This is a genomic window from Dokdonia sp. R86516 (assembly GCF_044596715.1).
Taxonomy (GTDB): Bacteria; Bacteroidota; Bacteroidia; order Flavobacteriales; family Flavobacteriaceae; genus Dokdonia.
Map to the genome: position 1 here is coordinate 1,027,075 of NZ_CP138998.1, position 14,050 is coordinate 1,041,124.

Consider the following 14,050-nt stretch of genomic DNA (forward strand, 5'->3'; position numbering starts at 1 on the left):
ACTACTTGTTAAGTTGTATAACCCCTTTGATTACAATATAAATAGAAAGAAAAACTGCAATTAATGTGATTGTTGTTTCCACCCACTCTGTTTCATATCTCACATCGAGCCATGTTCCTAGTAAATTACCTAAGTAGATGGTTGCTCCCATCTGAAAAGGTATGGTAGAAAATTTAACCCACCTATTAAGCTGAGCGCCCTTCTTTTCCTTTGCCATTAGACAGTGTTTTTACGCTTCCCTTCATAACGCATGATGCATTAAAGGTCGCCCCTGGCTCTACAGCTAGCTTGCCTGTAATTACTTCGCCCTCAATATGAGCAGCTGTTTTTATAGAAAGAAGGTTCTTAATTTCTAGTTTACCCTCTATTTTTCCTTCTACATCTGCATCATTACAAATAAGGGTTCCTAGTACCACACCTGTTTTACCTATTACAATTTTATTAGGTGAGGTAATATTACCATGTATAACGCCATCAATACGAAAACCACCTTCTGAGGTGACATCACCTTTAAGCGTTGTACCCTGGCTTATGCGGTTCTGCTGGTTAGATAGATCAGGTCCTTTTCCTTTCTTATTGTCTGAAAACATGAGTAAAAATTAATCAGTTAATTTGAATCTTGTGCTTTGTATGCATCAAGATTTTTATGCATTTGAATTATTTTATAATTCTCTGATGCGATTACCATACTAGGTAACGTTATCAAAATATCTTTATTAGTACTAAGCAACTCCACTAGGCCTTCTGCCTGGCTGCGGCTACTTAAATAATGAATTACAACAAATGATTGTTGTGCATCATAAACATCTATAGAGGTTGAAAACTCCGTATAGCCCACCTCCTCAAAACTTTCTAAAAGTTTTTGCTGTAAATCTCTTGCTCCTTGAATATTACTATTTTTAAATGGATAGATTATTTTATAGTTAATTGCAATAGACTCGTCATCAAATTGATCAAACTTCATGGTAGGGAGTGCATTTTGCAGTAGGCTTTGTGCTTTCTTTCCTTCTTCTGTGCGAGGATATGTAAGTGCTACATAGCTCAACCCTTTCTTATAAGCCTCATACCCTTCATATCTTCCAGCGACTGTTGCTTTAAGTAATTCGAACTTTGGTAAATAAGGGTCACCATAAAACTGATCGATTCTTTTATTTAAATCGCTCTCGAGATTTACAAAGTTTTGATTTTGGAATCTCTTATATAATCCTTTGTACACCTCTTCTGGCGACTCTGCATCGGCTGCTAATGCTTTGTTTGGATTATTGATGCGAGTTGCGTAACGAGAATCTGGATATTCCGTTGTAATTTTATTTTTGTAGGTATTCGCTTTCGCGGAAGCGTCCATAGTCCCATACACTTGGTAGAGATTGTATAATGCAGGAAGCACCAACTTTTCATCTGGATTAAAAGTTAGTAATTTTTCTAATCGCTGGGCTGCCAGAGGATATTCTTTAAATTTCTCTTTATAAATAAGACCTAGCTGGAAGTAAGCAAAGTCGCGTTCTTTTAACAGACTATCTATTTGAGCCTTCTCCCTTGGTAAGCTTGCAATATAATCTGCCGTAGTCATGTCTTTTTCTCCGTCAAGATCTGGATTATCTAAGGCAACTGGCAAGTTACTCGAATTAAGAGGTACAGATTGTACAGAAGATAATCTCCATCCATCCACGAGACGGCGTTTCCCCCATCTTCTTTCAAAAGACTGTTTTCCGTATGCAACTGCTACATCATTATAGAAATAAAACTCTCCTGGCTCTCCACCGGATTCTCTAGCTCCACTACCTGAAGCATTAAAAAATTCATTGTTACGTATTTTATCAACACGTGCAATAGAATCTGCTTCCTTTTTTGCTTTAATTTGAGCAATGTAGTTATCAAAATAAGCCGTAAGTGAGTCTTCTGAAAGTGTCACTAAAGCAATGATGCTATCATTGCGCTGTGTGAGGTTTTCATAATCTATAACGTCAGTTAGATTCTCTCGCTTTTTCTTGATAGTACGATACTCACGGCTACGATCATTAATTTTTCCTATAACACTATCATAATATGCTCCCGCAATTTTATACGAGGCCTGCTCAAAATTGTAATCTGCGAGTGCTAGGTAATCTCTAGAAAGCAAGTAATCATCTGTACTACTTTGCCTTAAAGACTTATTATAATTAACAATTGCAGAGTCTTCTCTTCCTGTTCTCATAAAGAAGTCTGCTTTTGCGTAATAGATTTTATCTAAAAATGGTCTATTCTCACGGTTACGAACCATTTTATCTAAGCGCTCTCTTACTACTAGCGTATCTACCACTTTATAATCGTAGTTACGCATTTGCTCCAAGCGTGCGTTAATATGGTATTTACGTGGTATTTTACGGTTGAGATCAATAACATCTTGAAACGCTTCATTTGCGAGTGAATACTCGCCTGCTCTATTGTATAATTGGCCTAAAATATAGTTGTAGCGACCGCGCTCTTCAGATTTTCTTGTAAGCTTTGCCGCACTTTGTATATATTGAAATGCGCTATCTTGAATACCAAGGTTGAGATATGCTTGCGTGAGCATTGCATGGGCATCTGCAATGTCTTGATCTTTGAGGTCTTTTTCTACCTCAAAAATTTGTTTAAGATTTTTAATCGCTACCTCATTATTCTCAAGCCTAATATTTGTTTTTGCCTTCCAGACCTTGGCTTGTGCTATGTTATTACTCTTGGGATAATATGCGAGTACATAATTAAAAGCCTCTAAAGCAGGTACAAACTGCTGATCGTAGTAACGTGCTTTACCCAATAGAAGAAAAGCTTCATCCATTTGTGGGTTGCGTTCCTCACCATCTATTTTCATAGCATGGTTTTGTATTGCCTTTATGGCTTTTTCTTCTGCTCGTAAGAAGTTAGGGTCTCTATTCTCTTCTCCTAGAGCTGTATTTTCTTCAAAAGCGATGCGCTCAATAGGTAAAACATCCCAATAATTATCATTAAAGGTTTGCACGAGGGAGTTCTTACCTTCTTCTAGCGCAACGTTTCCATTATACAATGTATTGAACTCTGTAGTAACAGCATGGAAGTTACGGCTCAAAAAAGAATCGTTCTTACGAGAGCAACTCGATAGAGATAGTGTAATAACACCAGTAAAGAATAAACGTCTTAAGAGTAATTTCAAACCTTATTTGTTTTTACTAAAGGGAACTGTAATTTACCGTAATTAGTATGGAGGCTCGTAAAAATACGCTTCTTTTTGAAAAAACGAAGATTTCTATCCGTAATTAAATAGTATTCACTTATTAAGAAGTATCCTATTTCCAGTAAAAAAGTATCAAAAAGCGTATTTACGCAATCGTTTGAAATTTTTTCATAAAAATTACCCCATGTTCATCGTTGATTGCAAGCACTTTAGTATTTTTACTGTTCAGACCTTTATAAGGTTTGAACAATTAAGTTGGGGAACTTAGGAAATGGTTACTTTATTGTGACCATTTTTTTTACCCAAAATTTACACCCCTGTGATTACCTCATTGCCAGCAAAATAACCTTCTAGCTCTTTAAGAGTAGCCGGTGAGGTAATAATGTCCTTTACAAGTTCTCCTTTCTCAAGCACTACAATACGCTCACAAACTTCTGTTACGTGCTGTAAATCATGACTTGAAACTAGTACTGTAACCTCCTTATCGATTGCCATTTGCTTGATGATTCCCTTAAGCCTTATTTGCGTAGTTGGATCTAGATTTGCAAAAGGTTCATCTAAAATAATAACATCAGGCTTTCCTATAAGTGTAGCTACAATACCCACTTTTTTCTGATTTCCCTTAGAGAGATCACGCAAATACTTGCGCTTTCCTATAATCTCATCATTAAAGAAATCTTCAAAAGTTGCAAGTAACGCATCTACATCTGCCTTATTCTCACCTCTCAAGTCTCCTATGAAGTAAAAGTATTCCTCTGGTGTTAAGTAACCTATGAGAAAAGTCTCGTCTATAAAAGATGCGGTGTGTGTTTTCCAGTCTTCACTTTCATTCACTTTTACTCCTCCATTTTCTATATAACCAGAAGTAGGCTGGATAAGATCTAGCAAACAGCTAAAAAGTGTTGTTTTTCCCGCGCCGTTATTACCTACGAGTCCAAAAGATTGTCCCTTAGGAATCTCAAAACCTTCAAGATTAAGAACTGTTACTCCACTATATGATTTTGATAAATTGTTTATAGTAATCATAGTCTCTGTTATTTAGTTTGTTTGTAAGCATCAAGCGTTTTATACTTCTCGCTCTTATATATTTTAATAATCTGGTTAAACACTTTATCTCTAAAGGCAAAACCTATCAATCCTACTATAGCAACAAGTGCATACCCTAGCATAGGCCCTACTGTAAAGTGGCCTATAGCATATAAAGCCATAGGTCCAAGCATTTTTGGCAAGCTCACGAGTAATGTTTTAAGGTTAAAAGAGCTCTTATCTCCAAAGGCTTTTTTACCACTCTGCAAGTCTATAGGTGTTTTTATAAACGCACCGCCTAGTAATACTAAGTGAGCGTTAATTCCCATATTAAAAATGGCGCCTACAATGATGGCGAGTAGTACATCTACTCCAAAATAAACATAAGGAATACAAAGTACCGCAGAGATAAGGGTCGCAATTACCACTAGTAACCACTTTGATTTTAAATACTCTTTATAAGCAATATTTTGTGTCATCATGAGAGGATAGTAAGCACTATCCCATGATGGAACAAACTGACCAAAACTGAATAAAAACCCTCCCGACACAAACACTGCCGCAAACATCATCCAGAACGGACCACTATAAACCTCTATAGCATCTCCAAAAAACAACAATCCATAAAACAAAAACATCATACTCATAAAGACCGTAGTCTTAGAGCGTTTATTTCTCATTATAAGTCTAATGTCATTTTTGAGAAATGTAGATTGTTTCCCAAAACGGTCTAACCATCCTAAATCTCCACCGCTTGCTTCACTCACCTTTTTTGCCAGCCCTGCATCAAGGTATAATCGTGCTAAGAAATATTTAAATGCGATGGTTGCCACCACAACAAGTAGTGCTATAGGGAAAATAACCGTCCACTTAATTTCATACAACCCTTGAAAGAACGGCTGAGTGAAAGCAGTAATATCAAAATATTCATAATACTGAGCAGCGCCTAGAAGTGCAAAAAGCACTCCCATACCTATTACTAACCACAACTTATCATTCAAAAAGACATTGATAAAGTTATTTGCATATATAAAACAGAACATTGCAATATGCCACACCAATACTCCCAGCGGATTAAAGCCTTGTGTGATTAATACAATAGAAAATGGAATAAAGAAAAATGCATGCATCCAGTTCCAGAAAGAAAGCACCGTCTTCCCTAGTGCAAATTTTACAATTTTGGTTTTCTTAAAAGGCAGTAGTAATAGTGGTTTGATGTTTACTACTGGCATTTTCTGACCCATATATCTTATAATGAGATCACCCACTACATAATAAATCATAAACATATTTACCGTAGTAAATGGTTCGAGATCCATTTTCTCAAGAAGGAAATAGAGTCCTACACCTGCACCTCCTAAGTACAATATCATCATCAACACCCCAAAAATCATCAAGATCTTGAGAGCGAGGTTGGTTTGAAAAGAAGCACTTCTAAAAAAAGCCTTCCACTCTAGACTTATAAATTGTTTTACCATAATTACAGGTTATTTAGCGAGGTATAGGTATTTAAACTCTCGATAATGTTACATACAAAACGCAATCGTTTGTATTTTTACAAAAAAAACATAATGTCACAATTCCATACACTTCATATACAAAGCATTACGCGCGTTACAGAAAAATCTGTGGCAGTAACTTTTGCTGTTCCAGATTCACTTAAAGAAGATTTCAACTTCTCTGCAGGACAATATATAACTTTAAAAACTCAAATTAATGGCGAGGAAGTTCGTCGCGCATATTCTCTTTGCAGCACTCCTCAAGAAGGACTTACTGTTGCGATAAAAGAAGTTGAGAATGGTACCTTTTCCACCTATGCAAACCGTGAGTTAAAAGAGGGTGATACCATGGACGTTCATACACCAGAAGGACGATTTAAAATTGAAAATTCCGCTTTCGCGAAAGCGCAAACCTACGCAGCCTTTGCCGCAGGATCAGGAATCACGCCTATCTTATCAATGATTAAGACTACATTATCACAGTCTGCAGATAGTAAATTTGTTCTAGTGTACGGAAACCGCACCGAAAAAGAAGCCATGTTCCGCGATGAGTTAATAGCCTTACGTGACCAGTATAAAGATCGTTTCTCTATAGAGTTTATTTACTCTCAAACACGAGTAGATGGAGCACATTTTGGACGTATTATGAAGGCTACAGTTAATTTTGTAGTGAAAAACAAATATGCGGCAAATGACTTTAACGAGTACTTCTTATGTGGTCCAGAAGCCATGATCAAAGAAGTTTCTAAAGTGCTTAAGGAAAACGACACCAAAGAAGAAAACATACACTTCGAACTTTTTACAGCAAGTACAGAAGAGGTGACTATTGACGCCAACCTAGATGGTAAAACTGCTATCAAAGTGGTTTGTGATGATGAGGAGTTTGAATTTACTATGGAGAAGGATGCCGTTATTCTTGATGCAGCTTTAGATCAAGACATAGATGCTCCACATTCTTGTCAAGGCGGCATATGCAGCAGCTGTATTGCTCGTGTAACAGAAGGAACAGCAGTTATGTCACAAAACCAAATCTTAACAGACTCAGAAGTAGCCGAAGGATTAATACTTACCTGCCAGGCGCACCCTACCTCAGCTTCGATTGTGGTAGACTATGATGATGTGTAGTCTTTTACGATAACATATTTTTAAAACTCATTAGGTATAGCTACTTAATGAGTTTTTTCTTTTTAAACACTTGCATGTACTTATCATTTGTAGATATATTGCAGGCTTCTTTTACTAGAATGAAAATTTTCACAAAAGGAATCACTAAACTTATTGAACAATACAATGAATGTAAACCAACAGGAATTTCCAATACTAACAACACTACCGCCTCAAACACTTCAAGCCCAAGTTGATAGCTATATATTGTTTATGAAAACCACCTATAATGTAAGATATGTGGGTTTTGCAGTAGCTGGACTATTTGGTATTTACAGCATTTTTATTTCTGGAAAACGTGTTACTTATTCAGAGAAGAATATTATAGAAATGACAATGCTCGCACTAGGAGTCTTAATAATAGCCATACTTATTTGGTTTTTAGTTTCCATTCTTAAGAAAAATGCTACGCTCAAAAAAGGACTTAGAGCTACTGCAGAAAAGTATGCCTTAGATAAAAAATCATTTTTAAAGGAATTTAATAGCCTTGTCATCGCTCAGCATGGTGGTAAGGGAGTCTATAAAATATAGCGTACTTAAAAAACATGCAGCTCTAGCTATACTCAACTTAGGGTGTTGATGTTATACTAAAGTTTAACAGTCTTGGTTTATATAGATATATCTTGTCTGAATATATGATTAGACTTGAAAGCATACTTTTAATCCATGTGGACCTATTACCGTGATGTAACTTTATACGCCGCAGGCATTTGCTTAGTGTTTGGGCTTGTTCACGTTCCCGCTAGTGAACGCGTTTCTGTAGGGATAATTACCACCATCATTATTTTTGGAGTTTTTGGCACTGGTTTAGGCGTTTTGGCATTTGCGTATTTTCAGAAGCAGCAATATTATATGTATTATAATCTCGGATTTACAAAGCGCTATCTGATACTACGTATATGGGCGATAAATTTTGTTCTTGCCTGTATACTCACTGTTTTTGTACTCCCGTTTATATGAAAAATGAACTCAATGTACACGATCTCTACAAAAACTTTGGAAGGAAAAACATACTCACAGATGTATCTTTTAATCTTAGTACAGGAGATGTCTTAGGACTTTTTGGAAAAAATGGATGTGGAAAATCTACCCTTCTCAAAATTCTTTTTGGAACACTTAAACCTACGCGCTTAGAGCTTAGCATAAATGGTACATCCATAGCACCTAAAAACATCATACCTGAGCAACTTATCGGTTACTTACCGCAAGAAAGTTTCTTGCCTAAGCATTTAAAAGTGAGAGATATTATTCCCCTATTTCATGAAAGTGGTGATGCTCAAGACACCATCTTTAGAGCTCCATTTATTGAAAAAATTGCTTCGAGAAAGGCAGGCCTACTCTCCATGGGAGAAATACGCTATCTAGAATTACTACTTGTCGCAAACCTCAACCATTCTTTCTTAATGCTTGATGAACCTTTCTCTATGATAGAACCGCTTTACAAGGAAAAAATAAAAGAGTTTTTAATTTCGTTTAAAGCGAAAAAAGGAATCATACTCACAGATCACTATTATACAGATGTATTTGATGTTTCTACTAAGAACTTGGTATTAAAAGATGGTGTTGCTCATGAAGTTCATACCTCAAAAGATCTGAAAAATTTTGGTTATTTGAGGTAAGCAAACTTTCTGAAAATTTCCGCCTTGAGCTACTTGTGTGATCTCTCCTAGCGTCGAGATGACATCTCAAATTTTCGCGAAAGCGTACTTCTATATAAATTTTTTAATAATAGCAGCTACAGGCTCTATAGCAGTCGTTTCTTCTATGGATGGCCCTGCTACCCAAACTGTTTTATATGTAGCACTCTGCGCTGCTTTTGTGGTGTCACGCATCCCTTTTGCAAAACGAATCGCTTTTACCCACTTCTTAAGCTTCTTATTCTTGTTGAGTAAGCCTTCTAACCACGTTTGCTTAGTCCCTATCTTTTGAACGTAAGGCGTGTTTATGACAGTACAAGGTGTACCAGAAATCTTTTGAGTCATCACGATATCCTTAGCACCAAAGTCCACACAAGCTTGCTTGTATTCTTGAGATACTGGAGCCTCTTCTGATGCTATAAAAGGGCTTCCTATACTTGCTCCTATGGCGCCGTAAGACATGGCGCGCTCTAGATCTGCTTTATTTGCAACGCCTCCAGCAGTGATTACTGGAATTGTACAGTTTTCATTAAGTTCTTTTATTAATGCTTCGGGAGCGATGTTACCTCTGTGTCCTCCTGCTTGATTATTTACAGCCACAAGAGCATCACAGCCCATAGCCTCCACCTTTTTTGAGTAACCAAGATCTGTTACGTCACAAAATACTTTGATTCCCTTAGGTTTTGCCTGCTCAATCACCATCTGTGGTGATCCTAAGGATGTAATTATAAAGTCTACCCCTAGCTCACAAGCCGCTTCCAGCTGTGCAGGGTATTTCATGTTTGACTTATTTACAATGAGGTTAATACCAAAAGCTCCTCCAGGAACCTTGGCAGCCTTAAGCTCAGTAATTGCAGCCTTAAGCTCATCTATCGTTCTATAATTGAGTGCTGGCACACAAGCAGCAATTCCGTTTTCCATTCCGGCTTTGAGCATCGCTACATTAGATACCAAAAACATAGGTGCCATAATGATAGGATGTGTAATTCCAAGTAAATCTTTTAGGGTAGGTTTTGTTGTGCTCATAACATTCAATTTAAACAAATATAATCAATCTTATTATGCGTGCATAATACTTTTATATTAGATCGTATCCGTGATTTTGTCAACAATATTAACAGGTAAGACAGTCGTCATCACATCCTCATACCCTTCTGGCACTACGTTTCCATAAATAGAAGTCGGTATTTCTGGATACTTTTTTCTATCTGAAAGTAGGCAGTTTGCTTCTTGATTAAATGGTGCAAATCCTGCATGTGGGTGCGTTACTCCCCACAACGTTATGGTAGGAATCCCATACATTGCTGCTAGGTGTGCATTACCGCTATCCATAGCGAGCATACCATCCAGCTGACTGATAAGATTAATTTCTTCTTTGAATTTGAGTTTTCCGGCAACCACCTTTGTCATCATGCAACCTTGAGAAAGATCTTTTAGTATCTCCTCCTCATCTGGTGCTCCAAAAAGGAATAAATTGTATTCTTTTTTACCATCTAGCTGTCTAATAACCTGTTCCATCAAGTCTAGTGGATATTGCTTCCCTTGATGTGCTGCAAATGGCGCAATGCCAATCCACTTTTTATGACAACCAGCAGTAAACTCTACAACCTCCTCTTGTTTGTTAGGTTTAGGGAGTGATTCTGGTATAAAATGACGTCCATCTAACCCTTCAATAACATCTTGATATCTAGCTATTGTGGTCTTAAGGGCTTTAAAAACTTTATCTGTACTTCTAGTAAGTGCTTTTTTATCTGGTCTACCTTTATCTAGGCAAACGCTGGGAAGATTAAGAAACTTACGCAGCATTTTTGACCGAATTACATTGTGCATATCTGCTACATGGGTAATTCCTAACTTTTTAAGTTGGCGCGATAATTTCCACATACCGCTTACGCCTTTGTGTATGGTATTAACTTCGGCAGCGATAAAGGTTACATTAGGTATTGCCTCAACAATAGGCCTAAAAAAAGGTTTTGAAAGGAAGGATATTTTTATTTCTGGGTTCGCTTTCGCGAAAGCGTACACCACAGGCACTGTCATCGCAACGTCTCCCATTGCAGAGAGACGAATGATGAGCATGTGTTTTTGTTGAGCCATTATCTCGCTAGACTTGTGAAGGGTTTATCAATTTTAAATTAAATCCTTCAACAGATAATTATTTTTTGATATTGCGCAGTACTGGGTTGAGCTCATCGTCATTATACATTTTCATCTGCTTATAGACTTTCATGTACTTATCTCCCTTTGAGATATCCTCAAGCAAAGTATCTATCGCTGTCGAAAGGTCTACGCGTTGTTCTAGTAATATATCAAGTTTAGTTTTACAAGCTGCTCGGTGTGCATCACTAGCATCTGTGCGAGTTGCTTCCTCGTCCATGTGGTACACTTTGAGCGCTAGAATAGATAAGCGATCTACTCCCCAAGCCGGACTTTCTGTATTAATGGTAGCGCCTTCTTTAACCTCAACGTTGTTATATTTCTCAAGAAAATAGCTGTCAATATATTCAACCATATCTGTACGATCTTGGTTAGACGCATCAATCTTACGTTTTAGAGTCAAGGCTGCTACTGGATCAATCTGCGGATCACGAATGATGTCTTCATAGTGCCACTGTACCGTATCTATCCAGCATTTTCTGTACAACAAATGACCCAATAAATCTTCATTTTTATCATACTTATTAGTAAAAGGTTGGTCTACCGTATTTACTAAATGATAGGTATCGATTGCTTCTTTAAAAATGGCGTTTGCCTTTTCTGTAAACATATAATTGTTTTCTATAATGTAATTGTTCTATAATGCCTAGTGCGTCGGATAACGGTTAAAATCCCTAAGGATTACGGGCAACATGCATTGTCTACAAAGATATTATTTTTTGATTTGGAATAGCCCACTGCCTTTACTTGTTAACAGTACCCTTGAATTTAGAAACAAGAGCTATAAAATTAAGGTAGTAGATGAATAAGAATAGGTAATAATATGATAAACCATAGTAAGCTTTCCTTAAAGAGCAGGCTCTCTGTGTTTTCTAGATAATTGCTTACAATAATGGTCATTACAGGAATAATAAAATACCACTCTGCTCCAGTTTTTGTAGTGGTAAACAAGATTACTAATAACCCTACAGCTAGTATTCCTAAAATAACGGAGTATCTACTTTTTGATCCAGTAGAGGCTCTTCGTTGTTTACCTAGATACTTCCAGAAGGTCCACAATAATGTCCCAATGAAGAAAGCGATTGCACCGAGCACTTGTAGATTATTATAAGCTGTAAAATCTAGTGATATGGGTTGAAATGATAACGAAACCTCAGACGGGTCTCCTACTTGGAATAATAAAATGGAATAATAAATCACACCAAAACTTAGTAGTGCTAATAGTGGTATAAAGAGATATCTTACTACCGTAATTCTATAAAAAAGTAACGCTAGATAAATCGCTATAACGTACAACCAGCTAAAATAAAAGGCAAGTGACGCTAATAGTATCCATAATGCCGCGTCAAAAATCTTGCGCTCCATGTGTAATTCTGACTTGAAACTAATGATTCTACGCAGCGCGATTAAGATAAAAAAACCTGCTATTAATATGGCGTGATCCTTTAGGGCTACTGGTAATGCTAGACTAAATGCTGCAAACAACAGTACTCCATATGAAGATCGCTTGGTAAGGTCATTTTTTTGAGAAACGAAGCTCAATATAAACATAGTGAGTACATAAAGTAACCACATACCTAACGTTACAGATATGCCTAGCCATGTAAATGGCTCTGTAAATATATCCCTATGGCTATAGAAAAACCCCAAGGTCATATATATCAAAACAAGCGCAATGGCGAGTGGTTTTGAAGTCCCAAAAAATCTTGTGAGCATAGCTAGTTTTTTTCCTATTTTTGCAATAACATCTTTATGTGATGTGTAATTAAGATTTCAATATTGTAAACATACAACATTATGAGTTTGACAGGATTTTTCGAAGGCATTGAAGAATTTGCAGAAGCAACTTTATTTGCACCTTTTAACGCCCTTGCCGAATTAGAATTGAGCAACTGGTTGCTTGCTAACGGAGTAAACTGGTTATTTATGCTCATTTGTGCAGCTGCAATCGTATACTGGATTATGGAAATCAAAAAGTATGACGATAACGATACAGAATACCGCGAGGCAAAAGCTCACGGTTTCTTAGGTAAAAACAGCGAGCTAGAAAGCAACCTTTAATTTACTATAGGTCAAAACCTATATCTGTACGATAATTTATCCTATCAAAATGTAGTTTTTCTATATTCTGGTAGGATTTTTTTATGGCCTCTCTGTAATCTTTATCAAAGGATGTGATTGCAATCACCCTACCTCCATTAGTAACTACTGCGCCATCTTTTTCTGTTGTTCCTGCATGAAAAGCAATAGAACCTTCAATATTTTCAAGTCCTGTGATTACTTTTCCTTTATCATAAGCTTCTGGATATCCTCCAGAAACAAGCATTACTGTAGCCGCACTTCTAGCATCTAGCTTAAACTCTTGCTGGTCTAATGTTTGATTATCAACCGCTTTAAAAAGTGATACAAGATCAGACTGAATACGTGGTAATACTACCTCGGTCTCAGGATCACCCATGCGTACATTGTACTCAATTACCTTAGGGTCATCTCCTACTTTGATAAGACCAATAAATATGAATCCCTTGTAATCTATATTTTCTTTAGTAAGACCATTAACCGTAGGCTTTACAATGCGGTCTTCTATTTTTTTCATAAAAGCATCATCTGCAAATGGAACTGGGCTTATTGCACCCATTCCTCCGGTGTTAAGTCCTTTATCACCTTCACCTATACGTTTGTAATCTTTGGCAGTAGGAAGCACTTTATAGTTTTTACCATCTGTAAGTACAAAAACACTAAGCTCGATTCCGTCTAGAAACTCTTCTATGACTACGGTTGTACTTGCATCGCCAAATTTACCGCCAAGCATACTCGCTAGTTCCTTCTTTGCCTCATTAAGATCTTCTATGATTAAAACTCCTTTACCCGCCGCAAGACCATCTGCTTTTAAAACATATGGAGGGTTTAAAGTTTCTAAAAACGCTTGTCCTTTCTCTAGTGTTTCTACTGTAAAGGCTTCGTAGGCAGCCGTAGGAATATCATGAGCAATCATAAATTCCTTTGCGCGCTCCTTGCTCCCTTCAAGTTCTGCTCCTTCCTTACTTGGCCCAATGACAGCAACGTTTTTGAGAGCTTCATCTGCTTTAAAGAAGTCATATACTCCTTGCACAAGCGGATCCTCAGGTCCTACAACAACCATTGTTATTTGTTCCTTAATCACTAAGGCTTTGATGGCTTCAAAATCGGTTACGCCTATGGCAACATTCGTTGCAATTTGAGCAGTACCTGCATTACCTGGTGCAACAAAAAGTGAATCACATTGCTCGCTCTGTGCTAGTTTATAAGCAAATGTATGCTCGCGTCCTCCAGAACCTAAGATTAAGATATTCATTATGGTATATTTTGCGTTTAGACAAAAATAAATGTTTGTATTTTGGCTCCCTAATTAAGAC

14 protein-coding genes are annotated in these 14,050 nt (G+C 37.1%); 4 read left to right on the top strand and 10 right to left on the bottom strand.

Features of this window, described 5'->3' with window-relative positions; translation table 11 throughout:
- Position 1 precedes the first annotated feature (1 nt).
- From SJY23_RS04775 to SJY23_RS04795, 5 genes are all read right to left on the bottom strand, one after another.
- The gene (locus SJY23_RS04775; RefSeq protein ID WP_035335148.1) at positions 2–217 is read right to left on the bottom strand and encodes an AtpZ/AtpI family protein; all 216 of its coding nucleotides are present in this window, start codon (positions 215–217) and stop codon (positions 2–4) included.
- Positions 186–590, bottom strand: coding sequence for a polymer-forming cytoskeletal protein (locus SJY23_RS04780; RefSeq protein WP_035335147.1), 405 nt, complete (start codon positions 588–590; stop codon positions 186–188). Before SJY23_RS04780 ends, SJY23_RS04775 begins: the two co-directional genes overlap by 32 nt.
- A 17-nt stretch (positions 591–607) precedes the next feature.
- Positions 608–3,151 carry a hypothetical protein gene (locus SJY23_RS04785; protein ID WP_396597650.1) on the bottom strand — a complete coding sequence of 848 codons (2,544 nt, stop codon included), beginning with the start codon at positions 3,149–3,151 and terminating at the stop codon, positions 608–610.
- Positions 3,152–3,481: 330 nt separating this feature from the next.
- Entirely contained in the window at positions 3,482–4,198 is a 717-nt protein-coding gene (locus SJY23_RS04790; RefSeq protein ID WP_396597651.1) for an ABC transporter ATP-binding protein, read from the bottom strand.
- Positions 4,199–4,206: 8 nt separating this feature from the next.
- Positions 4,207–5,676 carry a DUF5687 family protein gene (locus SJY23_RS04795; RefSeq protein WP_396597652.1) on the bottom strand — a complete coding sequence of 490 codons (1,470 nt, stop codon included), beginning with the start codon at positions 5,674–5,676 and terminating at the stop codon, positions 4,207–4,209.
- A 93-nt stretch (positions 5,677–5,769) separates the two neighbouring features.
- On the opposite strand from SJY23_RS04795, the gene SJY23_RS04800 reads away from it, so the two are divergent.
- From SJY23_RS04800 to SJY23_RS04810, 3 genes are all read left to right on the top strand, one after another.
- On the top strand, positions 5,770–6,822 hold the full coding sequence (locus tag SJY23_RS04800) for a 2Fe-2S iron-sulfur cluster-binding protein (protein ID WP_396597653.1): 1,053 nt from the start codon (positions 5,770–5,772) through the stop codon (positions 6,820–6,822).
- A gap of 252 nt (positions 6,823–7,074) precedes the next feature.
- Positions 7,075–7,392 (top strand): hypothetical protein, encoded by a 318-nt coding sequence (locus SJY23_RS04805; protein WP_396597654.1) that lies wholly within the window; start codon positions 7,075–7,077, stop codon positions 7,390–7,392.
- Between the two features lie 425 nt (positions 7,393–7,817).
- Positions 7,818–8,480, top strand: a complete 663-nt coding sequence (locus SJY23_RS04810) for an ATP-binding cassette domain-containing protein (RefSeq protein WP_396597655.1) — start codon at positions 7,818–7,820, stop codon at positions 8,478–8,480.
- 90 nt (positions 8,481–8,570) lie between these two features.
- On the opposite strand, the gene SJY23_RS04815 is transcribed toward SJY23_RS04810, so the two are convergent.
- From SJY23_RS04815 to SJY23_RS04830, 4 genes are all read right to left on the bottom strand, one after another.
- The gene (locus SJY23_RS04815; protein WP_396597656.1) at positions 8,571–9,524 is read right to left on the bottom strand and encodes an NAD(P)H-dependent flavin oxidoreductase; all 954 of its coding nucleotides are present in this window, start codon (positions 9,522–9,524) and stop codon (positions 8,571–8,573) included.
- 57 nt (positions 9,525–9,581) lie between these two features.
- Positions 9,582–10,595 (bottom strand): glycosyltransferase family 9 protein, encoded by a 1,014-nt coding sequence (locus SJY23_RS04820; protein WP_396597657.1) that lies wholly within the window; start codon positions 10,593–10,595, stop codon positions 9,582–9,584.
- Positions 10,596–10,653: 58 nt separating this feature from the next.
- Positions 10,654–11,265 (bottom strand): DUF4254 domain-containing protein, encoded by a 612-nt coding sequence (locus SJY23_RS04825; protein WP_396597658.1) that lies wholly within the window; start codon positions 11,263–11,265, stop codon positions 10,654–10,656.
- A gap of 179 nt (positions 11,266–11,444) precedes the next feature.
- Positions 11,445–12,371 (bottom strand): hypothetical protein, encoded by a 927-nt coding sequence (locus SJY23_RS04830; protein WP_396597659.1) that lies wholly within the window; start codon positions 12,369–12,371, stop codon positions 11,445–11,447.
- 81 nt (positions 12,372–12,452) lie between these two features.
- Here SJY23_RS04830 and SJY23_RS04835 point away from each other — a divergent pair, with 81 nt between their 5' ends.
- On the top strand, positions 12,453–12,716 hold the full coding sequence (locus SJY23_RS04835) for a uracil phosphoribosyltransferase (protein ID WP_396597660.1): 264 nt from the start codon (positions 12,453–12,455) through the stop codon (positions 12,714–12,716).
- Between the two features lie 4 nt (positions 12,717–12,720).
- On the opposite strand, the gene purD is transcribed toward SJY23_RS04835, so the two are convergent.
- Positions 12,721–13,989 carry a phosphoribosylamine--glycine ligase gene (gene purD / locus SJY23_RS04840; protein WP_396597661.1) on the bottom strand — a complete coding sequence of 423 codons (1,269 nt, stop codon included), beginning with the start codon at positions 13,987–13,989 and terminating at the stop codon, positions 12,721–12,723.
- Positions 13,990–14,050: the final 61 nt, after the last annotated feature.